This window comes from Lysobacter sp. CA196 (genome assembly GCF_052078695.1).
GTDB lineage: Bacteria > Pseudomonadota > Gammaproteobacteria > Xanthomonadales > Xanthomonadaceae > Lysobacter.
Map to the genome: position 1 here is coordinate 423993 of NZ_JBQJIN010000001.1, position 22923 is coordinate 446915.

17 protein-coding genes and 2 tRNA genes are annotated in these 22923 nt (G+C 67.6%); 9 read left to right on the top strand and 10 right to left on the bottom strand.

Annotated elements, in window-relative coordinates; all coding sequences use genetic code 11:
• Positions 1 to 3: 3 nt before the first annotated feature.
• From ACTOWK_RS01730 to ACTOWK_RS01755, 6 genes are all read left to right on the top strand, one after another.
• Positions 4 to 96: a potassium-transporting ATPase subunit F gene (locus tag ACTOWK_RS01730; RefSeq protein WP_031373443.1), complete on the top strand. Its 93-nt coding sequence runs from the start codon at positions 4 to 6 to the stop codon at positions 94 to 96.
• 100 nt (positions 97 to 196) lie between these two features.
• Positions 197 to 1939, top strand: coding sequence for a potassium-transporting ATPase subunit KdpA (gene kdpA, locus ACTOWK_RS01735; protein ID WP_441328480.1), 1743 nt, complete (start codon positions 197 to 199; stop codon positions 1937 to 1939).
• A gap of 92 nt (positions 1940 to 2031) precedes the next feature.
• On the top strand, positions 2032 to 4011 hold the full coding sequence (gene kdpB, locus ACTOWK_RS01740) for a potassium-transporting ATPase subunit KdpB (protein ID WP_441328655.1): 1980 nt from the start codon (positions 2032 to 2034) through the stop codon (positions 4009 to 4011).
• A 90-nt stretch (positions 4012 to 4101) separates the two neighbouring features.
• On the top strand, positions 4102 to 4701 hold the full coding sequence (gene kdpC / locus ACTOWK_RS01745) for a potassium-transporting ATPase subunit KdpC (protein WP_441328481.1): 600 nt from the start codon (positions 4102 to 4104) through the stop codon (positions 4699 to 4701).
• 82 nt (positions 4702 to 4783) lie between these two features.
• Positions 4784 to 7528 (top strand): DUF4118 domain-containing protein, encoded by a 2745-nt coding sequence (locus tag ACTOWK_RS01750; protein WP_441328482.1) that lies wholly within the window; start codon positions 4784 to 4786, stop codon positions 7526 to 7528.
• Positions 7525 to 8247: a response regulator gene (locus ACTOWK_RS01755; protein WP_441328483.1), complete on the top strand. Its 723-nt coding sequence runs from the start codon at positions 7525 to 7527 to the stop codon at positions 8245 to 8247. The genes ACTOWK_RS01750 and ACTOWK_RS01755 overlap by 4 nt, the downstream gene beginning before the upstream one ends.
• A 915-nt stretch (positions 8248 to 9162) precedes the next feature.
• On the opposite strand, the gene ACTOWK_RS01760 is transcribed toward ACTOWK_RS01755, so the two are convergent.
• The 8 genes from ACTOWK_RS01760 to lexA form a co-directional block, all read right to left on the bottom strand.
• Positions 9163 to 9239 (bottom strand) — tRNA-Arg (locus ACTOWK_RS01760).
• 130 nt (positions 9240 to 9369) lie between these two features.
• Positions 9370 to 9462: transfer RNA gene (locus ACTOWK_RS01765), tRNA-Ser, on the bottom strand.
• A gap of 66 nt (positions 9463 to 9528) precedes the next feature.
• Positions 9529 to 9732 (bottom strand): carbon storage regulator CsrA, encoded by a 204-nt coding sequence (gene csrA, locus ACTOWK_RS01770; protein WP_441328484.1) that lies wholly within the window; start codon positions 9730 to 9732, stop codon positions 9529 to 9531.
• Between the two features lie 144 nt (positions 9733 to 9876).
• The gene (gene alaS / locus ACTOWK_RS01775) at positions 9877 to 12510 is read right to left on the bottom strand and encodes an alanine--tRNA ligase (RefSeq protein ID WP_441328485.1); all 2634 of its coding nucleotides are present in this window, start codon (positions 12508 to 12510) and stop codon (positions 9877 to 9879) included.
• Positions 12511 to 12674: 164 nt separating this feature from the next.
• Entirely contained in the window at positions 12675 to 13184 is a 510-nt protein-coding gene (recX, locus tag ACTOWK_RS01780; RefSeq protein WP_441328656.1) for a recombination regulator RecX, read from the bottom strand.
• Between the two features lie 613 nt (positions 13185 to 13797).
• Entirely contained in the window at positions 13798 to 14823 is a 1026-nt protein-coding gene (gene recA, locus ACTOWK_RS01785; protein ID WP_441328486.1) for a recombinase RecA, read from the bottom strand.
• A gap of 37 nt (positions 14824 to 14860) precedes the next feature.
• Complete coding sequence (locus ACTOWK_RS01790; RefSeq protein WP_441328487.1) at positions 14861 to 15094, bottom strand: hypothetical protein; 234 nt, start codon at positions 15092 to 15094, stop codon at positions 14861 to 14863.
• Between the two features lies 1 nt (position 15095).
• Entirely contained in the window at positions 15096 to 15737 is a 642-nt protein-coding gene (gene lexA / locus ACTOWK_RS01795; protein ID WP_441328488.1) for a transcriptional repressor LexA, read from the bottom strand.
• A gap of 111 nt (positions 15738 to 15848) precedes the next feature.
• Between lexA and ACTOWK_RS01800 the strand changes: the two genes are divergently transcribed.
• Positions 15849 to 16790 carry a bifunctional helix-turn-helix transcriptional regulator/GNAT family N-acetyltransferase gene (locus ACTOWK_RS01800; RefSeq protein WP_441328489.1) on the top strand — a complete coding sequence of 314 codons (942 nt, stop codon included), beginning with the start codon at positions 15849 to 15851 and terminating at the stop codon, positions 16788 to 16790.
• Positions 16791 to 16872: 82 nt separating this feature from the next.
• On the opposite strand, the gene ACTOWK_RS01805 is transcribed toward ACTOWK_RS01800, so the two are convergent.
• Entirely contained in the window at positions 16873 to 17373 is a 501-nt protein-coding gene (locus tag ACTOWK_RS01805; RefSeq protein ID WP_441328490.1) for a CinA family protein, read from the bottom strand.
• A gap of 569 nt (positions 17374 to 17942) precedes the next feature.
• On the bottom strand, positions 17943 to 20471 hold the full coding sequence (locus tag ACTOWK_RS01810; RefSeq protein WP_441328491.1) for a TonB-dependent receptor: 2529 nt from the start codon (positions 20469 to 20471) through the stop codon (positions 17943 to 17945).
• Positions 20472 to 21019: 548 nt separating this feature from the next.
• Between ACTOWK_RS01810 and ACTOWK_RS01815 the strand changes: the two genes are divergently transcribed.
• A complete protein-coding gene (locus tag ACTOWK_RS01815) occupies positions 21020 to 22033 on the top strand; it encodes a M15 family metallopeptidase (protein WP_441328492.1) in 1014 nt (337 codons plus the stop codon).
• Positions 22034 to 22079: 46 nt separating this feature from the next.
• Complete coding sequence (locus ACTOWK_RS01820; protein WP_441328493.1) at positions 22080 to 22793, top strand: hypothetical protein; 714 nt, start codon at positions 22080 to 22082, stop codon at positions 22791 to 22793.
• The last annotated feature ends 130 nt before the right edge of the window (positions 22794 to 22923 follow it).

Here is a 22923-nt window from a genome sequence, read left to right on the forward strand (position 1 = left end):
CTCATGCCCGGCTGGCTTTCCATGTTGTGCGCGGTTTCGGTCCTGGTGGCCGGCGCCTACCTGCTCTACGTCGTGCTGCGTCCGGAAGACTTCTAGTCCGCGCAGCCGCCATGCGGACCAGGACCGATCCGCATCACCCTATCCCTGAAGGCGCCGGACGCGCCGCCACGGACCCATCACCGCCCGGTGTTTCACCATGATCGAAATCTTTCTCGTATTCGCGCTGGCGATCGGCCTGGGTTGGCCGCTCGGCCAATACCTGGCGCGGGTCATGCGCGGCGACCTCTCGCGCCTGGACGCGCTGTTCGGGCCGCTGGAGCGCGCGATCTATCGCTTGATCGGCATCGACGCCGCGCGCGGCATGAGCTGGCGCGGCTACGCACTCGCGTTCGCCTTCAGCAACCTCGTGCTGGCCGTGCTGGTCTGGGTGTTGTTCATGACCCAGGCCTGGCTGCCGCTGAATCCGGACCACATCCCCAACCTGCGCTGGGACACCGCGCTGCACACCATGGTGTCCTTCCTCACCAACACCAACCAGCAGCATTACTCCGGCCAGGCGCAGCTGAGCTATCTCTCGCAGATGGTCGGTATCGTCGGCCTGCAGGTGGTCACGCCGATGATGGGTCTGGCGATCGTGGTCGCGACCTTGCGCGGCCTGTTCGGCGGTCGCCAAGCGATGGGCGCATCAGGCGCGGCGCCGGCCGAAGGCGCGCCGCGCGACCTCGGCAACTACTGGGTCGACGTAACCCGCGCCACTTTGCGCTTCATGCTGCCGCTGTGCCTGGTCTGGGCGGTGCTGCTCACTTCGCAAGGCGTGCCCTCGACCTTGCAAGGCGCGGTCAGCGTCGCGCCGCTCGACCAAAGCGCCGGGCTGAAAGATCAGCCGATACCGGTGGGGCCGGTCGCGTCCATGGTCGCGGCCAAGCAGCTCGGCACCAACGGCGGCGGCTGGTACGGCCCCAACAGCGCGGTACCGCTGGAGAACCCGACCCCGTTCGCCAATCTCCTCGAAACCCTGGCGCTGATCCTGATCCCGGTCGCGGTGACCTTCATGATCGGCCCGTTCACCGGCCGCCGGCGCCTCACCGCCCTGGTGTTCGGCAGCATGCTGCTGATGTCGGTGATCTCGACCGGCCTGACCGTCGGTTCGGAAGCTTATTCGTCGAGTAGCAACGACGTCGCCGTGATGGAAGGCAAGGAGACCCGTTTCGGCGCCAACGATTCGGCGCTGTGGACCGCGCTGACCACGCAGAGCAGCAACGGCTCGGTCAATGCCATGCACGATTCGCTGGCGCCGCTGACCGGCGCGATGGCGATGATCAACATGTTGATCAACGCGATCTGGGGCGGCATCGGCTGCGGCCTGCAGCAGTTCCTGGTCTATCTGCTGCTGTCGGTGTTCCTCGCCGGCCTGATGACCGGACGCACGCCGGAGCTGTTCGGCCGCAAGATCGAAGCGCCGGAAGTGCGCTTGCTGGCTTTGCTGATCCTGCTGCAACCGCTGGTCGTGTTGGGCTTCAGTGCGATCGCCCTGGCGCTGCCGTCGATCACCGGCAACTCCAATCCGGGTTTCCACGGCATCAGTCAGGTGTTCTACGAGTACACCTCGGCCTACGCCAACAACGGCTCCGGCTTCGAGGGCCTCGGCGATGCGACCTATTGGTGGAATCTGAGCTGCGCCGTCGTACTCGCCCTCGGCCGCTACCCGGCGCTGATCATCCCGCTCGCGGTCGCCGGCCTGCTGTCGCGCAAACGGGTCTCGCCGGAAAGCGCCGGCACCCTGCACGTCGAAACGCCGACCTTCGCCCTGACCCTGATCGCGGTGATCGTGATCCTGACCGTCCTGCAATTCATGCCCGCGCTGGTGCTCGGCCCCATCGCCGACCACCTGACGCTGTCTGCGGCCGCCGTACCGGCGCTGAGCAGCCCCGCTCTCTGAGGTAAGCCATCGTGACCGAACAAACCCATCTCGGCGTGCAGCGCCGCAAATCTGCGGTCGCCGGCCTCGACGCCGTCGGCGTACGCGCTGCAATAGTCGAATCCTTCCTCAAACTGTCGCCGCGCCACGCCGTGCGCAGCCCGATCATGGCCGTGGTACTGCTCGGCACGGTCCTGTCGGGGCTGATCACGATCTTCGTCCCCGGCCACCTCGGCTTCGGCGCCGCGGTTACCGTCATCCTGCTGGTGACGGTGCTGTTCGCCAACTTCGCCGAAGCGGTGGCCGAAGCGCGTGGCCGCGGTCAGGCGGCGTCCTTGCGCGCGGCGCGGCGGGACTTGGTCGCACGCAAGCTCGACACCGTCGGCAAGAACGAAACCCGCGTGCCGGCGTCGAGCCTGAAACCCGGCGACCGCGTCATCGTCTCGGCCAACGAATTGATCCCGGCCGACGGCGAAATCGTGCGCGGCCTGGCGACGATCAACGAATCGGCGGTGACCGGCGAATCCGCGCCGGTGCTGCGTGAGGCCGGCACCGACCGCTCCGGCGTGATCGGCGGCACCAAGGTGCTGTCGGACGAAATCGTGATCGAAATCAGCGCCGAACCCGGCCACAGCTTCCTCGACCGCATGATCGCCCTCGTCGAGGGCGCCAACCGGCAGAAGACCCCGAACGAAATCGCCCTGACCATGCTGCTCGCGGCGATGACCCTGACCTTTTTGATCGTGGTCGCAACCCTGCCGTTGTTCGCCGGTTTCGTCGGCGCCAAGCTCGACCCGCTGTTGCTGCTCGCGCTGCTGGTCTGCCTGATCCCGACCACCATCGGCGGCCTGTTGCCGGCGATCGGCATCGCCGGCATGAACCGCGCCTTGTCGGCGAACGTGTTGGCGAAATCCGGCAAGGCGGTCGAAGTGGCCGGCGACGTCGACGTGCTGCTGCTCGACAAGACCGGCACCATCACCCACGGCGACCGCCAGGCGACCGCGTTCCATCCGCTCGCCGGCATCGATCATGCGCAGTTGCGCGATGCCGCCCTGCTGTCCTCGCTCGCCGATCCGACCCCGGAAGGCAAGTCCATCGTGCGCCTGGCGCGCGAGCTGCACAGCGCCGTGGCCGAGCCCGAGCGCGCCGACTACATCCAGTTCACCGCGCAGACGCGCATGTCCGGTGTGGATCTTCCGGCCGAAGCCGTCGACGGCGCGCGTTCGATCCGCAAAGGCGCGGGCGATGCGATCTCCAAGTACGTGCAATCGCTCGGCGGCGAAGCGACCAGCGAACTCATCGCCCGCATCGAACAGGTCGCGCGCGGCGGCGCCACTCCGCTGGTGGTGTCCGAGGGCCGCCACGTGCTCGGCGTGGTCGAGCTCTCCGACGTGGTCAAGCACGGCGTCAAGGAACGCTTCGCCCGCCTGCGCGCCATGGGCGTGCGGACGATCATGATCACCGGCGACAACCCGCTCACCGCCGCGGCGATTGCGGCCGAGGCCGGCGTCGACGACTACATCGCCGAGGCCCGCCCCGAGGACAAGCTCGCCCGCATCCGCGCCGAACAGGCCGGCGGTCGCCTGGTCGCGATGGTCGGCGACGGCACCAACGACGCGCCGGCGCTGGCCCAGGCCGACGTTGGCCTGGCGATGAACTCCGGCACCCAGGCCGCCAAGGAAGCCGGCAACATGGTCGACCTGGATTCCGATCCGGCCAAGCTGTTGGCGGTGGTCGAAGTCGGCAAGCAACAGCTGATCACCCGCGGCGCGCTGACCACGTTCTCGCTCGCCAACGACGTCTCCAAGTACTTCGCGATCCTGCCGGCGCTGTTCGCCGCGGCGATTCCGCAGATGGCCGCGCTCAACGTCATGCAATTGTCGAGCCCGAGCAACGCCGTGCTGGCCGCGTTGATCTTCAACGCGATCATCATCCCCGCGCTGATCCCGCTCGCCCTCGCCGGCGTGCGCTTCAAGCCGGCGACCGCGGTCGCCCTGCTGCGCCGGAACATGCTGATCTACGGCCTCGGCGGTGTGCTGCTGCCGTTCGTGGCGATCAAGCTCATCGACATGGCGTTGGTAGCGATCTTCTGAATCATCGCCACCCAAGCCCCTATGCCGCCCGCGGGAGAGGGGTTGCGATGAGGGCCTCACGCGCTTCACCGACTACCACAGGACACCGACATGAACACCCACGCCATCCAGCCCCCCCACCTCGACGACCGCATCCCGCTGCGCGCCCCGCTGCTGTTCGCCGCCGTCGCCCTGCTCGGCTTCGGCCTGCTCTACTCGCTGACCGCCACCATGCTTGGGCGCCTCGCGTTTCCGTGGCAGGCCACCGGCAGCCTGATCGAACGCGGCGGCCGTGCGGTCGGCTCGGAATTGATCGCCCAACCCTTCGCCGACGCCGGCTATTTCCAGGCCCGGCCCTCGGCCGCCAACTACGACCCCATGGCCGCCGCCGGCAGCAACCTGGCGCGCACCAACCCCGACCTGCGCAAGCGCATCGCCGAGACCACCGCGGCCGTGGCCGAGCGCGAAGGCATCGCGCCGGCGCAGGTACCGGCCGAACTGGCGACCCAATCCGGCGGCGGCCTCGACCCGCACCTGTCCCCGCGCGCCGCGCAAGTCCAGGCCGCACGCGTGGCCCGTGTGCGCGGCCTCGACAGCGCGCAAGTCGAGCGGTTGATCGCGGCCCATACCGAGGCCCCGCAGTTCGGTTTGCTCGGCGAGCCTAGAGTGAATGTGTTGAAGCTCAATCTGGCCTTGGATGCGCTGCGCTGATGTGTTTGTGGGTCTGGGGTCGGGTTCGCCGCGAGACCCCATCACTACACCTCCCTCACCCACCCAGCGCACAATCCTCCTCATGACCGACCCGCGCAGCGCCCAAGCCGATGCCCTCATGGGCGAACTGCAACGCCAGGGCGCCGGGCGCTTGACGATCTTTCTCGGCGCGGCGCCCGGGGTCGGCAAGACCTACGCCATGCTCGGGCGGGCACGCGAGTTGCAATGGCGTGGGGTGGACGTGGTCGTCGCCATCGTCGAAACCCACGGCCGCGCCGAAACCGGTGCGCTGGTCGAAGAGCTCGACGTGCTACCGCGCAAGCGCCTGGACTATCAGGGGCGTGCGCTCGATGAGATGGATCTCGACGCCGTGCTCGCGCGCAAGCCGGCGGTCGCGCTGGTCGACGAGCTCGCTCACCGCAATGCTCCGGGCAGCCGCCACGAGCGGCGTTGGCAGGACGTGCTGGAACTGCTCGATGCCGGCATCGACGTCTACACCACGATCAACATCCAGCACCTGGAAAGTCTCAACGACGTCATCCACCGCATCACCGGCGTGCGGGTCAGCGAGACCGTCCCAGATGCGCTGTTCGACCGCCTGCGCGACATCGTCCTGGTCGATCTGCCGCCGCGCGAACTGATCGAGCGCCTGCAACAAGGCAAGGTCTACGTGCCCGAGCAGGCCGCGCATGCGCTGCAGGCGTTCTTCTCGCCGTCGAACCTGACCGCCTTGCGCGAACTGGCGATGCAGACCGCCGCCGACCGCGTCGACAGCGATCTGCGCGAGGCCCAGACCGCGCGCGGCCTGCCCGGGGTGCCGCTGCGGCGGGCGGTGATGGTGGCGATCGACGGTCTCGGCCAATCGGAATATCTGGTCCGTGTCGCGCGACGCCTCGCCGAACGCCGCGACGCCCCCTGGCTGGTGGTGACCGTGCAGACCGGCGCCTCGCCCGACGAAGCGCGCCAGTCCGAGCTCGATCGCGCCTTCGCGCTGGCCCGGCGGCTCGGCGGCGACACCGCGGTCCTGCACGGCAACAGCATCGTCGACGCGCTGCTCGACCACGGCGAACGCGCCGGCGTGTCGACCATCGTGCTCGGCCGCACCCGCGAGCGCCCGCTCGCGCGCATGGTCAACCGCACCCTGACCCAGCAACTGATCCAGCGCGGCGCGCATTACGAACTGACCATCGTCAGCACGCCCGAAGCGCGCGCCCGCGCCCGCCGTTCGCTGCGCCAGAGCGGCAGCTTGCTGCGCAGCCTGCTGACCCGCAGCGACGCCGGCCTGGCCGTCGTGGCCGCAACCGTGGCCACGGCGCTGGCCTGGATCGCCGAGCGCTGGATCGGGCTCGGCGAGTTGTCGCTGATCTTCATCGTCGCCGTGGTCGTGGTCGCCGCACGCACCCGCATGACCGCGGCAGTGATCGCCTCGGTCCTGTGTTTCCTCGCCTACAACTTCTTCTTCATCGAACCGCGCTTCACCTTGTTGATCGGCGCCCGCCAGGGCGTGGCGACGGTGTTGCTGTTCCTCGCCGCGGCGCTGGTCGCCGGGCGCCTGGCCTCGAAGCTGCGCATGCAGGTGCTGGCGCTGCGCGCCTCCAACGCGCACGCCACCGAGCTGCAGACCCTCGGCCGCGAACTCGCGACTGCGGCCGACGTCGGCCAGGTCGTGCGCGCCGGCCGCGATGCGCTCAAGCGTTCGCTCGGCGTCGAAGCTTTCATCTATATCGGCGCGGCACCGCTGCGCGGCGAGCACCTACCGGAGATGGGCGACAAGGACCGCGCCGCCGCCGACTGGAGCCTCAAGCATCGCCAATCCGCCGGGCGCTATACCGACACCCTGGCCGGCTCGGAATGGTGGCTGCTGCCGCTCAAGGGCGACGGCGGCGCCGACGCACCGGCCGCGGGCGTGGTCGGGCTGCGCTTTCCGGCGTCGCTGACGCGCCTGGGGCCCGAGCAACGGCGCCTGGCCGAGGCGATGACCGACGACGTCGCCCAGGCAGTGTTGCGCACCCGCCTGGTCGCCGACCTCGAGGACTCGCGCGTCAGCGGCGAGTCCGAACGCCTGCGTTCGGCCCTGCTGTCTTCGGTCTCGCACGACCTGCGCTCGCCGCTGGCCTCGATCATCGGCGCCGCCAGCAGCCTGGACAGTTATGCCGAGGCGATGCCGCGCGAAGACCGGCACAGCCTGCTCGAAACCATCCGCATCGAAGGCGAGCGCCTGGACCGTTACATCCAGAACCTGCTCGACATGACCCGCCTCGGCCACGGCGGGCTTGCGCTCAATCGCGACTGGATCGGTGTCGACGAATTGATCGGCTCGGCGGTCACGCGGCTGCAGCGCTACGAGCCGCGTGCGCGCTTCGAGCTGCGCATCGAACCCGGGCTCGGCCCGATCTGGGTGCATCCGGCCCTGATCGAGCAGGCACTGTTCAACGTGATCGAGAACGCGGTGAAGTTCTCGCCGGCAGACGCGGCAGTGACGATCGATGCGCGCCGGGTCGACGCCGAACCCGAACCCAGCCCCGAGCCGGGCCCAAAGCCCGGACAGGCTCCAGCGCAGGTGCTGCGCATCGACGTCAGCGACCGCGGTCCCGGCATTCCCGAAGACGAGCGTGCGCGCATCTTCGACATGTTCTACAGCGTCGAGCGAGGCGATCGCGGCCGCCAGGGCACCGGGCTCGGCCTGGCGATCTGCCAGGGCATGATCGGCGCGCATGGCGGCAGCGTAGTCGCCCTGCCCGGTCTGGCCGACGAGCAGGGTCGCCGCGGCACCACGATCCGGATTACCCTGCCGCCCATCGAACCCACCGTGCCCGCCTCCCCATGACCGAGGATCGCGTTCCACCCTCCGCCACGACGCCGCCGGCGCGCGTGCTGGTGATCGACGACGAGCCGCAGATCCGCAAGTTCCTCGACATCGCCCTGCGTGCGCAGGGCTATGCGGTGGAACTGGCCGACACCGGCGGCGCCGGCCTCGAGGCCCTGGCCACGCGCGGCGCCGACCTGGTCGTGCTCGACCTCGGCCTGCCCGACCGCGACGGCCACGAGGTGCTACGCGAACTGCGCCAATGGTCGAGCGTGCCGGTGATCCTGCTCACCGTGCGCGCCGGCGAGACCGAGAAGGTCGCCGCGCTCGACGGCGGCGCCAACGACTACGTGACCAAGCCGTTCGGCGTACAGGAGCTCATGGCGCGCATACGCGCCCTGCTGCGCGCGCACGGCCCGCAAGGCGAAACCCTGCCGGTGTTCGACGACGGCCGCCTGCATATCGACCTGGCCCGCCGCGAAGTAAGCCTGGACGGCGTAGCGGTGGTGCTGGCGCGCAAGGAATACGCTCTGCTGGCGATGCTGGTGCAACACGCCGGCCGGGTCGTGACCCAGCCGCAGCTGTTGCGCGAACTGTGGGGCCCGACCCATCAGGAAGACACCCATTACCTGCGCATCCTGGTCGGCAAACTGCGCCACAAACTCGGCGACGACGCCGCGGCGCCGCGCTACATCGCGACCGAACCCGGCGTGGGCCTGCGCTTCATCGAGAAGCGTTGAGTCGGGCTAGCGTCCGTGCCTCTGTAAAAGCGGCGGTCATCGGCAATCCACCACGCCACCGTGCTCAAGGGGTAGGAGCGGCGCGAGCCGCGACATCGACCTCGCAGTTGCGACGCCAGTGCGGTGACGCGGTCGCGGCTCGCGCCGCTCCTACCCAAGAGCTGCGTCGACAGTTGCCGTTGCCGTGAAAGCTTGGCGCGGCCCCGAGCTCACGATGCGATCGTAGACCCGGAGGGCGGCGCACAGGACGTGCGCCCAGCGTTTAGACCGAATGACTCGATAGGACAAGGATGTCCTATCGAAAAATCCCGGCGGACGTATCGACCTCGCAGGGGAGCTTCGTCAAGGAAAGCCCTTTTCTTTGGTTAGCTTTGACCGAAGGAACTCCCTGTGGGACTTTTGGGCCAGCAAAAGAAAGTAACCCGGCCGCGTCAGCGGACGGAAGCTTTGCTCTTGATGTTGCGTCACCGCTCAGTGGCAAGAGGCGCGGCAACGGCAAGCAACGCGGTCGCGATTTACGTCGCTCCTATAGGGGTACGGCCAGTAGCGCCGCGAGGTCGAGGCGGCGCGGTCGCGGCTTGTGTCGCTCCTACCCCGCGACAGTTCACGGCATCGATCACCGACGACGGCGGTGCGGCGACTACCCATTCCTTGGTCGCGGCTTGCGCCGCTCCTACCCTGGAAGGCCCCACGCCGCTTCATGGATGTATCGCTCCCGCGCAGACGCTGCGCGGATACTGCGAGCGACCGATATCCGCGATGTTCGGTTGGACTCGTAGTTAATCGGCCCGTGCGCAAGCTCGCGCGCAAGCAAGCGAACGACCGCCGTCGACAACCGTCATCGACAACCGACGCCGAACAAAATCTCGCGCAAAGAAAAACCCGGCAATCTTGCGATTGCCGGGTTTCTTTGTATGGCGCGCCCGGAAGGATTCGAACCTCCGACCCCCAAGTTCGTAGCCTGGTGCTCTATCCAGCTGAGCTACGGGCGCTGAGTTGAAAAATTATGACGGACGTTTTTCTGTTCGTCAACATTTTCTGTTTTGCTCTTTACCTCCTCATCGACTGCGAAAACCCCGATGAATCGGTAAAGAAAAGCCGCCAGAAGCGGCTCTTTGTAACTGGCGGAGAGTGAGGGATTCGAACCCTCGATAGAGCTTTTGACCCTATACTCCCTTAGCAGGGGAGCCCCTTCAGCCTCTCGGGCAACTCTCCGCATCACTTAACGCGGTGCGGGCGGGAAGCATAACGGCTCACCCGATTCGCAGCAAACTTTTTTTATCAGCTGCCGGTGTTCTTGCCCGAGTCGTCCGACGCATCCTCGCCGCGCTGGATGCGCTGATAGATCTCTTCGCGATGGACTGCGACATCTTTGGGTGCGGTAATACCGATACGCACCTGGTTCCCCTTGACGCCGAGCACGGTGACAGTCACCGAGTCGCCGATCATCAGGGTTTCGCCGACGCGACGCGTCAGGATCAGCATTGAAAACCTCCTCGAGCCGGCACCGCAGCGCCGGCGTTGGCATTCTTTTCCATCAGGAAGAATGCTTCAATTTGTACACAAACGTGAACCATCTTAGCGACCGGTCAAACCCGGTCGCAAGCGATAGAAGTCACTGTTCGCCATTCATACAAGCCTACTCTCAACCCACTGCGCCACGCCCGCAAGAGCCTTCGACAACGCAGGGCCGTCGTCACCGCCGCCCTGCGCCATATCCGGGCGGCCGCCGCCTTTACCGTTGATCTGACTGGCAACGTGGGCGAGCAGTTCCCCCGCCTTGACCTTGCCAACCGCGCTTCCGTTCACTCCGGCGACCAAGGCCGCCTTACCGTCGCTGGCTCCCGCCAGCACGATTACCGCATCGCCGAGCTGCTGCTTGAGGCTGTCCACCGCCTCGCGCAACGCTTTGGCGTCAAAACCTTCCAACCGGGTCGAGACCACCCGCACCCCGCCAATCTGCGCCGCCGAGGCGGCCAGGTCGGTCGCGGCGCCGGAGGCGGCCTTGGCCTTGATCGATTCGAGCTCGCGTTCGAGCTTTTTCTGCCGGTCCAGCAGGGCCCGCAGCTTGTCGGCCACGTCGGCGGCATTGCCGCCGAGCAGACGCGCGGCCTGTTCCAGACGCTGCTCCTCTTCGGCCACGTAGTCCAGCGCGCCCTGCCCGGTCAGCGCTTCGATCCGGCGCACGCCGGCCTGGACGCCGCTCTCGGAGACGATCTTGAACAGGCCGATGTCGCCGGTGCGCGCGACGTGGGTGCCGCCGCAGAGCTCGGTCGAGGCCTCGCCCATGCGCAGCACCCGCACGCGGTCGCCGTATTTCTCGCCGAACAACGCCATGGCACCGAACTCCAGGGCTTCCTGCATGCCCATCTGGTGGACTTCGGCCTCGTAGTTGCGGCGCACCTCGGCGTTGACCTGGCGCTCGATCTGCGCGAGCTCGGCATCGGTCATCGGGTTGAAGTGCGAGAAGTCGAAACGCAGGCGGTCCGGGGCGACCAGCGAGCCCTTCTGGGTCACATGGTCGCCGAGCAGGCGGCGCAGGGCCGCATGCAGCAGGTGGGTCGCCGAATGGTTGAGCACGGTCGCCGCGCGGCGCGCCTCGTCGACGGCGCCCAGGACGCGGTCGCCGCGCTTGAGGGTGCCGGCGGTCAGCTCGCCGATGTGGCCGTGGAACTGGCCGGCGAACTTCTGGGTGTCGCGGACCAGGAAGCGGGTGCCGGCTTCGTCGAGCTCGCCGGCGTCGCCGACCTGGCCGCCGCTTTCGGCGTAGAACGGGGTGCGCTCGAGGATCACCACCGCGTTGTCGCCGGCCACGATCTGGTCGACCGGCATGCCGTCGCGCAGCAGGGCGACGACTTCCAGGCCGCCCTCGGTCAGACGGTCGTAGCCTAGGAATTCGGTCGGGGCGAGCTTGGCGGCGAGTTCCGCCGGCATCGTGGTCTTGCTGCCGAAGTCGGCGCCTTCGCGGCCGCCCTGCTTCTGCTTGGCCATGGCGGCGTCGTAGCCCTCCATGTCCAGGGTCAGGCCGCGCTCGCGCGCGATGTCGGCGGTCAGGTCGGTCGGGAAACCGTAGGTGTCGTAGAGGCGGAACACGTCGATGCCGGGGATCACCCCGGTCGAGCGCTCGGCCACTTCGTCGAAGATGCGCATGCCCGAATCGAGGGTCTGCGAGAAGCGTTCCTCTTCGGCCAGCAGTGCGCGTTCGACGAACTCGCGCTTGGCCGCCAGTTCCGGATAGCCGTCGGCCATCACTTCGACCAGCGCCGGCACCATCAGATGGAAGAACGGCTTCTTCTGCCCGAGCATCCAGCCATGGCGCAGCGCGCGGCGGATGATCCGGCGCAGCACGTAGCCGCGGCCGTCGTTGGACGGCAGCACGCCGTCGACGATCAGGAACGAACAGGCACGGATGTGATCGGCGATCACCCGCAGCGACTTGTTCTGCAGATCCTGGGTGCCGGTGAAGCGCGCCGCAGCGGCGATCAGGTGGCGGAACAGGTCGATGTCGTAGTTGCCGTGTACGCCCTGCAGCACCGCTGCCAGACGCTCCAGGCCCATGCCGGTGTCGACGCACGGCGCCGGCAACGGCAGCAGGCTGCCGTCGGGCTGGCGGTCGAACTGCATGAAGACCAGGTTCCAGATCTCGATGAAGCGATCGCCGTCCTCATCGGGCGAACCCGGCGGGCCGCCGGCGATGTGGTCGCCGTGGTCGTAGAAAATTTCGGTGCACGGGCCGCAGGGGCCGGTGTCGGCCATCTGCCAGAAGTTGTCCGACGCGAACGGCGCACCCTTGTTGTCGCCGATGCGGACGATGCGCTCGGCCGGCACGCCGATCTTCTGGTTCCACAGTGCGTAGGCCTCGTCGTCGGTGTGATAGACGGTGACCCACAGGCGCTCCGGCGCCAGACCCCAGACCTTGGTCAGCAGCTCCCAGGCCCAGACGATGGCGTCTTCCTTGAAGTAGTCGCCGAACGACCAGTTGCCGAGCATCTCGAAGAAGGTGTGGTGACGAGCGGTGTAGCCGACCTGGTCGAGGTCGTTGTGCTTGCCGCCGGCACGCAGGCAACGCTGGACGTCGGCCGCGCGCACATAGCCCGGCTTTTCGCTGCCGAGGAAAACGTTCTTGAACTGCACCATGCCCGAGTTGGTAAACAACAACGTCGGGTCGTTGGCCGGCACCAACGGTGCCGACGGCACGATGGTGTGACCTTTGCCCCGAAAGAACTCGAGGAAATCGCTGCGGATTTCAGTGGTGGTTTTCATGCCTGGGATTATTTGCCTGGTCGGGAGCGGTGCCGCTCGACCGAACCCATGCCACCACGATGGAGGCATCGACTGGAGCAGGCAACCCGGGACCCGAAAGCCGCGTAGCCTAACAGGCCCGGGGGCCTTATGTGCAAGGCCGTACGGCAAATATGTCCGACCGTTCAGTCGTCGACGGCGGAACGGTTCGCATTACGCGCCGTATCGCCGTCGAAGCCCCGCCGCATCAGCAGATCGGCGGCCTTGCGCCGCCTTGCCGGGTCGGCGGCGAAGTCCTCGCCGTAGCGGCGTCGGACCAGATCGCGGGCGTTCTGCAGCCAGTCGCCCTCGTAACGGCCCAGGGCGTCGGCGATGGTCTGGCTGTCCAGGCCGTGGCTGGCCAGTTCGGCACGTATGTGCAAGGGCCCATAACCATTGCCGGCGCGGCTTCTGACCATGCTTTCGGCAAAGCGGACGTCGTTCTGCCAGCCGGCCTCGGCCAGCTGGGCAACTGCGGTTTCGACCTCGCCGGCATCGAGGCCGCGGGAGGTCAGTTTGCGGGTCAGCTCCTTGCGCGAATGCTCGCGACGGGTCAGCAGGCCCAGGGCGCGCTGGGTCGGGCTCTGCTCGCGCGGCGCCCGCCGGCGCTTGCCCGCACCGGAGCCATCGGGGCTGCTTAGACTTTCGTCGAACAGTGCACTGGGTCGATCTTCCGCAGAGGCCTCGGAGGCCGAATCGACCGGATCGGCGCCGCCCAGGGCCAGCTGCGCTTCGAAGCGGTCGGCCTCGGGCCAGGCCGACCCGGCCGGCTCGGACCGCTCCTGACGACCGGCCCCGCCGCGAAAACCACCGCTTCCGTACAATTTCGAGGCGAACGGTTTCGAGCCGAAGCCGTTGGAGCCGGATCGTTTCGAACCCGACGACGGTTTCAAACCCGAGCCTTTGGAGCCGAAGCCGCCGCCCGAGAACCCGGTGCGCCGGTCGGTGTCCGGGCCCGAACTCGGGCCGGCCGTGCCCTCATCCATGTCCAAGGACCTGTCCGGCACTGCAGGCTGATCCGGACCGGAGGCCAACGGGCCCAGGGCCGACTTCGCAACCGCGCTGCCGGCCTCGATCGCACGCATCCGCGCACGCAGCTCCTCGCGAAGCTGCGTGTCGCAGTCGGAACCGCGGCCGGGCTTGGGCCTGGCCTGCCCGCCCTGCCCGTCCGGGTCTTCGGCGCCGCCTTCACGATGCCGATCGTCGTCGTGCCGATCCGACGTCATGGAGCCTTAACCGTTAAGAGCCGAACCATTCAGAGCCTGGCGATCATTCCTCGACGGCTTCGTCGCGCGGGGCGTCGCTCGGGACGAACTTCTCGCGCAAGGTCGCCTCGAGACGCGCGGCCAGCTCGGGGTTTTCCTTGAGGTATTGGCGGGCGTTTTCCTTGCCCTGACCGATGCGCTCGTCGCCGCAGCTGTACCAGGCGCCGGACTTCTCGACCAGTTTGGCTTCCACGCCCATGTCGATCAGTTCGCCTTCGCGCGAAATGCCTTCGCCGTAAAGGATTTCGGTCAGGACCTGTTTGAACGGGGGCGCCAGCTTGTTCTTGACGACCTTGATCTTGGTCTGGTTGCCGATGATCTCGTCGCCTTTCTTGATCGCGCCGATGCGGCGGATGTCCAGGCGCACCGAAGCGTAGAACTTGAGCGCGTTGCCGCCGGTGGTCACTTCCGGGCTCTGGCCCGGCATCATCACGCCGATCTTCATGCGCAGCTGATTGATGAAGATCACCAGGGTGTTGGAACGCTTGATGTTGCCGGTCAGCTTGCGCAGCGCCTGGCTCATCAGGCGGGCCTGCAGGCCCGGCAGCTGGTCGCCCATCTCGCCTTCGATTTCGGCCTTCGGGGTCAGCGCGGCGACCGAGTCGATCACCACCATGTCCACCGCGGCCGAACGCACCAGCATGTCGGCGATTTCGAGCGCCTGCTCGCCGGTGTCGGGCTGCGAGACCAGCAGGTCGTCGATGTTGACGCCGAGCTTGCCGGCGTAGATCGGGTCGAGCGCGTGCTCGGCGTCGATGAAGGCCGCGGTGCCGCCCTTCTTCTGGCACTCGGCGATGGCCTGCAGGGTCAGCGTGGTCTTGCCCGAGGACTCCGGACCATAGATCTCGACGACACGGCCCTTGGGCAGGCCACCGATGCCGAGCGCGATGTCGAGCATCAGCGAGCCGGTGCCGATGACTTCGGCGGCTTCGACCGGGCGGTCGCCCATGCGCATCACCGAGCCCTTGCCGAACTGCTTCTCGATCTGGCTCAAAGCGGCGGAAAGAGCGCGCTTTTTGTTCTCGTCCATGGTGGTGTCCTTAAGTCGTGTCGTGGTGAGAGGGAAATTAGAGGAGGCGGATCGCAGAGACTGAGACCGCGGCGCCTGAAGGCAAATTATCGCTCGCCGCGGCGGCGGTCAGCCGGGCGGAAGCCTGCGCGGGAGTCGGATTTCTCCGCGAAAGCGCCGCGGAAATCGACTCGTCCAGGCCTTGCAGGGCGGCTTGCGCGGCAGGCACGGCGGCACAGGCGCGCACCGAGCCGTAGCGATCGACGTTGGGATCGGGCTTCGCGCGGGCCATGTCAGCGATTCGGCCGGACCAGGCCGCAGTACAGGCCCTCGATCGCGAAATCCTGATCGGGTTGGACCTCGATCGGCGCGTAGTCGGGGTTGCGCGGCAGCAGACGGATGCGGTCCTTGCCGATCTTGAGCAGCTTGACGGTGATTTCGTCGTCGATGCGCGCCACCACGATCTGCCCGGACCGGGCGTCGCGGGTGCGGTGCACGCCGATCAGGTCGCCGTCGAAAATGCCTTCGTCGCGCATCGAGTCGCCCTTGACCTTGAGCAGGTAGTCCGGCGACGGAAAGAACATGTTGCGATCGAGCAGGACGTAGTTGTCGGCGCCGGCGTCCGCGCCGATCGGCGCCCCGGCGGCGACGCGGCCAAGCACCGGTAGACGGATCGCCTCTTCGTTCGCCGACACCAGACCCAGCTCGCGCTGCGCCTGCGGCGATGGCTGCAGCACGCGGATGCCGCGCGCCCTGCCCGGCATGCGCTCGATGGCGCCGGCGGTCTCCAGCGCATCGAGGTGGTATTGCGCCGCGCGCACGCCCTTGAAGCCGAAGGCCTTGGCGATTTCGGTCTGCGACGGCGGGAAACCCTCGACGTCGATCCGTTCGGCGATCAGCGCGAGGATGGCTTGCTGGGTGTCGGTGAGATTCATGGTTAGTAGTATTACTACTAACAAACCATGGGAGCAAGTGTCTCGGCCGGCCATTTAATTGACAAAGTCAAACAATCGCCTAGTCTGAGGCTCTACTCCCGGAGCCCCGACATGACCGCCGTTGCCGAGACCGCCGACGTCGATGCCGTTCGTGCCTTCAATCGTTTTTATACCCGCCGGATCGGCGTACTGCAGGAAGACTTGCTCGACAGTCCCTTCCCGCTGACCCAAGCGCGGGTGTTGTTCGAACTCGCCCAGCGCGAACCGGTGGCCGCGCGCGACATCGGCGAGGTGCTCGGCCTGGACCCCGGCTATCTGAGCCGCATCCTGCAGGGCTTCGCCAGCGACGGCCTGATCGAGAAAACCCGCTCCGAGCAGGACGCACGCAGCTTCGTGCTGACCTTGTCGGCGAAGGGCCGCGAGGCCTTCGCGGTGCTCGATCGCAGCTCGCACGAGTCGACCGCGACGATGCTGTCGGCCTTGTCGATGCTGGATCGGGACCGCCTGTTGCGCGCGATCCGCGAGGCCGAACAGGCCTTGTCGACACCGTCGCTGCCGGCTGCGCAGCGCCTGCTGTTGCGCGAGCACCGGATCGGCGACATCGGCTGGGCGATCGAGCGGCACGGGCGTCTGTACGCGGACGAGTACGGCTGGAACGGCGAGTTCGAAGCCTTGGTCGCGACTTTGTTCGCGCGCTTCGCGACCCGTCACGACCCGCAATACGAACGCTGCTGGATCGCCGAACTCGACGGCGAACGGGTCGGCTGTGTGTTCGTGGTCCGCAATGAGGACGATGCCGCCACCGCGCAGTTGCGTTGCCTGCTGGTCGATCCACGCGCCCGCGGCCTGGGCGTCGGCCGCCGCCTCGTCGAAACCTGCATGGCGTTCGCGCGCGACGCCGGTTATCGGCGGATGCTGCTGTGGACCAACGACGTGCTGGGCTCGGCGCGCAAGATCTACGAAGGCTGCGGCTTCGGCCTGATCGAGCAGGAGCCGCACCACAGCTTCGGCCACGACCTGGTCGGCCAGGTCTGGGCTCGCGAACTGGATTGATCGGATCGACCGATCGAGCGAATCGGCGGACGAGCGTGGACGCCCGCTGCGGGCGTAATCGTCCCAGCCCTCCGTCGCGGCGTCAGTTCGTCAGCGATTGCATCGCGTGCAGGGCCGCGGCGACGGTCTTGCGCCGCACCGCTTCGCGATCGCCGTCGAAATGGAAGACCTCGGCCATCGGGTAACCGCCGCGGCGTTTCCAGGCGATCCAGACCGTACCGACCGGCTTGTCCTCGGTGCCGCCGCCGGGGCCGGCGATGCCGGTCACCGCGACCGCGATGGTCGCGCCGGTATTGGCCAGCGCGCCGGAAACCATTTCGATCACCGTCTCGCGGCTGACCGCGCCGTACTGCTCCAGGGTTTGCGGGCGCACGCTCAGCAGCGACTGCTTGGCCTCGTAGCTGTAGGCCACGATGCCGCAACCGAACCAGACCGAGGAACCGGCGATATCGGTCAGGGTCTTGGCGATCCAGCCGCCGGTACAGCTCTCGGCGGTGACCAGCATGTGGTGGTTGAGGCGTGCCGCCTCGCCGAGTCGTTCGGCGAGGCCACGCAGGGCGGTGTCGCTGGTATCGGGCGTCATGGCGCCACTATAACGGGCGTCGCGGGCGTGGCTTTGCCTGGACGGTCGGGATGGGCGGCCGATTGGCGCGCGGGCCTCCCTGTAGGAGCGGCGTGAGCCGCGACAGGGGATGCGGGGTTGCATGAAGTGGCGTCGCCGTTGCGGCCACGCGGTCGCGGCTTGCGCCGCTCCTACCCTTGAAGCCAAAGCGATGCGATGTGGGATTGCATCGGGTGGCGTCGCCGTTGCGGCTACGCGGTCGCGGCTTGCGCCGCTCCTACCCTTGACCGCGTCGCGACCGCTTTGGGGTAGGAGCGGCGCAAGCCGCGATCAACCGAAGCGATCGACGTAAGCGCCACGACCGAAGCCCGGCCATACGGCGCTCTTGCCCTGGCATGCGGCCCTCCCCCACAACGGTGTAACCGCGTTATGGGGCGCCGGGTTGCATCGGGCGACGACGTGGTGGCGGTGGCGCGGTCGCGGCTTGCGCCGCTCCTACCCTTGGAGCGCGGAAGCGCAGCATCCCCTGTAGGAGCGGCGTCGATCGCTCTCGCGAAGGAAACGGCGTCGCCGCCGCTCCCCCGGGTCGCTCAGTACATCACCCGCAAGGTCACGCCGTAGGTGCGCGGGGCGCCCAGGAACGCATTCCAGGAGCCGGTCTGCAACGGCGCATCGAAGCCGACCTGCTTGTACTCCTCATCGGTCAGGTTCATCGCCCAGGCCTCGACCATCCAGCGCCGGTTCTTGGCGCCGATGCCCAGGCGCGCATTGACCACGGTGTAGGCCTCCTGGCCCTTCTCCGGGTCGAGGTCGGAACCGGTGTTGTAGTCGGACGAGTACTTCGCGCCGATGTTGAAGCGGCCGATCAAGGAAGCGCCGAAATCCCACTGGTAGGTCGCCGAAGCCGAGGCCGACCACAGCGGCGCGAAGCTCGCCCGCGCGCCCGGCAACTTGGCCAGGTCGGCATCGGGCAGCGGGTCGTCACCGTACTTGGTATCGGCATACATCAGGCCGCCCTGCAGCATCAGGCCCTTGAGCCCGGTCTGCCACAGGATCTCGGTGTCGATGCCCTGCGAAACCACTTCCGGGATCGAACGCACCACGAAACTGGTGCCGAGAAAGCTGTTGAGCTGGAAGTCGGTGTAGGTCTGGTGGAACAGAGTCGCGTTGAGCAGCAGGTTGCCGTCGGCCCAGGTGGTCTTGGCGCCCAACTCGTAGCTGTCGACGAACTCGCCCGGGAACGAGGTGTCGTTGACCGGGGCGATGCCGGCGGTGCCCGAGGACAGGCCGTTGGACGACTGCACGCGATCCAGGTTGAAGCCGCCGGCCTTGTAGCCGCGCGCGGCCGAGGCGTAGCCCATGACGTGCTCGTTCCAACGGTAGGCGGCCTTGATCGTGCCCGACCATTCCTTCTCGTCGCGTTCCTGCTTGGTCACCCGGCCGTTGTGCAAGGTGTTGGCCCACGGCAGGCACATGAAACCGACCACCTGCTGGACCAGCGCCGCGCGCGCCGCGGCCGGCACGCCGCGTGCGGCCAGGGCCGCGCCGACCCGGGTCGGGTTGGCCAGCGCCGCGCCGCAGCCGAGGCCGCCGTTGGGATTGCTGTAGACCGAGTCGAGTTCCTTGTTCTCCTTGGTGTAGCGCAGGCCCAGGGTGATATCGAGGGCGTCGGTCGCATGCCAGGTGTTGTTGGTGAACAAGGCGACGCTCTTGCTGTTCTGCTGGTAGCGGTCGAGCGCACCGAGCCCGCCGAAGCTGCTGCCGAACGGGCGGCCCGAAGCCTGCGACAAGAAGGTCGCGGCGTTGGCGGTGTTGATCAGCCCGGCCGGGAAGCGCGCGGCGATCTGGCTCAGCACCGCGGTCGACAGGTAGGGCTCGTAATGCGCGCCGAGGCTGTAGGAGTCGTTGCGCTTGAGGTCTTCGTCGGCATAGAACAGGCCGAACATCCAGTCGAGCTTGTCGGTCGCGCCGGTCAGGCGGAATTCCTGGCTGAACTGCTTGAAGCCGGTGAAGGATTCGTCCGGGTCCGGATTGCGGTAGATCAGGTCGGCGGTGGTGAAATCGAAATCCAGGCCGTTCATCGCCTGCCAGTCGCGCGAGGCGGTGACCGAGGTCAGGGTGGCGCCGCCGAACCACGGCGTGATCCAGTTGACCTCGGCCGAGACGCCCTTGTCCTTGATGTCCTGGGTCGTCGGGCGGTTGCTCCAGGCCACGCGCGCGAACGGATCGGCGACCGGCGCCACGCCGGTGCCGCCGACCAGGGCATTGATGATCGCCGACGTCGGGCCGCGCACCGTGGTCAGGCCGACGCAGCAATTCTCTTCGCGGCTGCTGTAGTCGGCGATGAAGTTGATGTCGAGGTTCTCGGTCGGCTCCAACAGCAGCTGGCCGCGCAAGGTATGGAAGTTCTGGTCGCCGTCCTCGCGCTCGCCGCGCGGGCCGCGGCCGATCTCGACGTCGGTGAAACCGTCGCGCTTGCGCTTGCCGGCGTAGACGCGAAACGCGGCGTTCTCGCCGATCGCGGTATTGAACGAGCCGGCCAGGCCGACCGCGCCGTAGTTGCCGATCGTCAGCTCGCCCTCGACCGTGGTGTCGTAGCTCGGCCGCCGGGTGATGACGTTGATGACGCCGGCCGAAGTGTTCTTGCCGAACACCGTACCTTGCGGACCCTTCAGCACTTCGATGCGTTCGATTTCGCCGAGGTCGCCGAAGCCGACGCCGTTGCGCGGGCGATAGACGCCGTCGATGACCACGCCGACCGAGGACTCCAGGCCGGCGTTGTCGCCGACCGTGCCGATGCCGCGGATGCGCGCCACCGTCTGCACTTCGCTCTGGGTGCTGCTCACGGTCAGGCCCGGCACCAGTACCTGCAGATCCTTGACGTCGCGTACGCCGGTGTCCTGCAGCAGTTGCTCGGGCAGCGCGGTGATCGAGATCGGCACGTCCTGCATCGCCTCCTCGCGCTTCTGCGCGGTCACGGTGAGGCCGGCCAGCGTGGTGGCCTCCTCCTCGGCGGGCGTGGCGCCGGCCTGTTGCGCCTGTGCGGTCGCGGCGAGCGACGCCACGGCCAAAGCGATGGCCAAAGACAAGGACTTGCGACCCGGCTGGCGAGCGATCATCTGGTTTCCCCCAAGTTTGAATACGTTCGGGACGTGCTGGACTTCGATGTCCGGTGCGGCGGGTGCGCAAGATGAAGGCATGCGTCCGGGGGGCCGACCCGTGTCTGCGATGCCGCGCCCGTCCCCTGCGCGGACCACATCCTTGTTCGATACGTAATTCGTGAGCGATTGCGGCCTGAGTTCGTGAGGCGCGAATCGAATCGTCGTCCGGAAATTAGCATGCTGTTAACGAACGTCATGCGGCGATGCAACACCTTTGTACCGGCAATCGCTCGCCGAAGCGAACAAGCGCGTCGCATCGTGGTTCACGGCTTAAAAACGAACGAACGTTCGCGCTTTCAACGCGCGAGCGCACGACGCTGCGGTGTCGGATTGCGCAAACGCGACTGCACAGCCGTGCACGAAAACTGCGTCATCGGTCCGCCCGCGCTAGGGTCCATCCCAGGTGGCGTACCCTCCGCCCGCGGCGTGCAATGCAGGCGAACCTTCCGTGGAATCTCGCCCGAGCGGCGGAGTTCCGGCCCGTTCCCCCGACAAGGAATACGTCCATGGACAGCGTCAACGGCGTATCGCACAGCAGCGAATCGCAATCCACCGCCTCGGCCACCGAAGCCCAGACCGCGCCGAGCATCAGCGAAGAGCGCGAGGAGGAAATCCGCACCGAGCTGGCGCAGAACCCGCAGGCGGTCGCCGCGCTCGACCAGTTGGTCGCCGACCGCAACTTCGCCCAGCTCAGCGAAGAACAGAAAGTCGAATCGCTCAATTCGTTCATGAGCGCGCCCAATGCGGCGACGGCGACTTATCTGCAAGGCACCGCCGAGGTCAGTTTGAACCCCCAGGCGACCCCGTCCTCGCTGACGCCGGACGCCGGCACCCTGACCCTGGACGGCGTCACCTACAGCATCGAGCAAGGCAATCTGCTCGATGCCCAGGGCCAGACCGTCGGCACGATCCGCAACGACGGCAGCGTCCAGCTCGCCAGCGAAGCCACCGCGCGCAGCGTCTACGACAACATCAGCACCCGCGTGCAATTGACCGAACAAGTCGGCGCGCAGACCCGGACCCTGGTCGACCTGCATGCCGCCGATCCCCGCGGCCGCCTGGCCGACCCCAATCTGAATCAGGAAGTCGCCAATCGCGTCACCGCGGTGATCGAGCAAGCGCGCCGCGAAGGCATGAACATGCGCGTGGACACCGCCTATCGCACCTTCGCCGAACAGGACGCGCTGTACGCACAGGGCCGCACCGCACCGGGCAACCGGGTCACCAACGCGCGCGCCGGCCAGTCCTGGCACAACTACGGCGTCGCGGTCGACCTGGTTTTCAACAACGCCAACGGCCAGCCGAGCTGGGCCGAGACCAACAACTGGGACCGCTACGGCGAGATCGCCGTCGCCCAGGGGCTGGAATGGGGCGGCAACTGGCAAGGGCTGGTCGACCGTCCGCACGTCGAATACCACCCCGGCTTCGACGCCGGCGATGCGCGCAACATGGTGCAGAGCCATCGCCAGGGCGGGCTGGAGGCGGTCTGGGACCGCATGGGGATCGGCCAGATACCGTGACCGAGGCCGCGGTGCCCCGCCTCGCGATGGCTAGACTGGTTCGCGCATGAACTCGAACCCGCACCGCCCGTGTTTCGCGATCGCCTGTGCGATCGCCCTGTTGCCGGCCTGCCGGGCCGGTGCCGCGCGCCCTGCCCCCGTGTCGCCCACCGCGTCGGCCACTGCCGAAGCCGCCGCGTCGCCGCGTCTGCTCGCCGGAGCCGGTGCGGTCGCGTTTCACCCGAGCCGGCCGCTGCTCGCCTGGAGCGACGGCAAGCGCTGGCATGTGCTCGACCTGCGCAGCCGCCGGGTCGCCGACTTCGCCACCGACAGCGAAATCGCCGACCTCGGCTACGCGCCCGATGGCGACCTGTGGCTGGTCGCCGATCATGCCGAGCGTTGGCGCGACGACCGGCTCGGCTGCCGCAGCGACGCCGCCGACCTGAGCCGGGTGCTCGGCACCGCGAACGACGGTCTCGCCGCCGCCGGCTACGGCCAATCCGACGGCGTCGGGCCCTTGCGTCGTCCGGTCTGGATCGATCGTCGCTGCGCCATCGCCCGCTACCCGGCCGAGCCGTTGCCGGCCGGCGTCGCCGATGCCTCCGCCGACGATGGCGGCATCGCCGGCAAGGACACCCGGCCGCCCCGGGCGGTGCCGGCTGGATTCGTCGCCCCCGCCGATACGCCCGCCAAACCGGTCGCGGTGTCGCACGACGGCCGTTGGTGGGTCGGCGAAACAGCAGGACGCTTGCTGTTGTATCGGACTGCGAACGGCCGCTGAGTGCGGACCGCATAGACCCCGAGCCCGTTTGCGACCGACGAGAACCAAGCTGGGCCAAGCCGAACTCGCCTGAGCGCCGGCCACGCGTCGCGGCGCGGGTCTGCAGCCCGGCTGGCATACTGTGCGCCCG

Bases quoted from the DNA above. Each gene is read 5' to 3' on its own strand.
- ACTOWK_RS01755 (WP_441328483.1), top strand. From the start codon at position 7,525: ATGACCGAGGATCGCGTTCCACCCTCCGCCACGACGCCGCCGGCGCGC.
- csrA (WP_441328484.1), bottom strand. From the start codon at position 9,732: ATGCTGATCCTGACGCGTCGCGTCGGCGAAACCCTGATGATCGGCGAC.
- kdpA (WP_441328480.1), top strand. From the start codon at position 197: ATGATCGAAATCTTTCTCGTATTCGCGCTGGCGATCGGCCTGGGTTGG.
- kdpC (WP_441328481.1), top strand. From the start codon at position 4,102: ATGAACACCCACGCCATCCAGCCCCCCCACCTCGACGACCGCATCCCG.
- ACTOWK_RS01820 (WP_441328493.1), top strand. From the start codon at position 22,080: ATGAACTCGAACCCGCACCGCCCGTGTTTCGCGATCGCCTGTGCGATC.
- ACTOWK_RS01805 (WP_441328490.1), bottom strand. From the start codon at position 17,373: ATGACGCCCGATACCAGCGACACCGCCCTGCGTGGCCTCGCCGAACGA.
- ACTOWK_RS01810 (WP_441328491.1), bottom strand. From the start codon at position 20,471: ATGATCGCTCGCCAGCCGGGTCGCAAGTCCTTGTCTTTGGCCATCGCT.
- ACTOWK_RS01730 (WP_031373443.1), top strand. From the start codon at position 4: ATGCCCGGCTGGCTTTCCATGTTGTGCGCGGTTTCGGTCCTGGTGGCC.
- alaS (WP_441328485.1), bottom strand. From the start codon at position 12,510: ATGAAAACCACCACTGAAATCCGCAGCGATTTCCTCGAGTTCTTTCGG.
- lexA (WP_441328488.1), bottom strand. From the start codon at position 15,737: ATGAATCTCACCGACACCCAGCAAGCCATCCTCGCGCTGATCGCCGAA.
- recA (WP_441328486.1), bottom strand. From the start codon at position 14,823: ATGGACGAGAACAAAAAGCGCGCTCTTTCCGCCGCTTTGAGCCAGATC.
- ACTOWK_RS01750 (WP_441328482.1), top strand. From the start codon at position 4,784: ATGACCGACCCGCGCAGCGCCCAAGCCGATGCCCTCATGGGCGAACTG.
- ACTOWK_RS01800 (WP_441328489.1), top strand. From the start codon at position 15,849: ATGACCGCCGTTGCCGAGACCGCCGACGTCGATGCCGTTCGTGCCTTC.
- ACTOWK_RS01815 (WP_441328492.1), top strand. From the start codon at position 21,020: ATGGACAGCGTCAACGGCGTATCGCACAGCAGCGAATCGCAATCCACC.
- ACTOWK_RS01790 (WP_441328487.1), bottom strand. From the start codon at position 15,094: ATGGCCCGCGCGAAGCCCGATCCCAACGTCGATCGCTACGGCTCGGTG.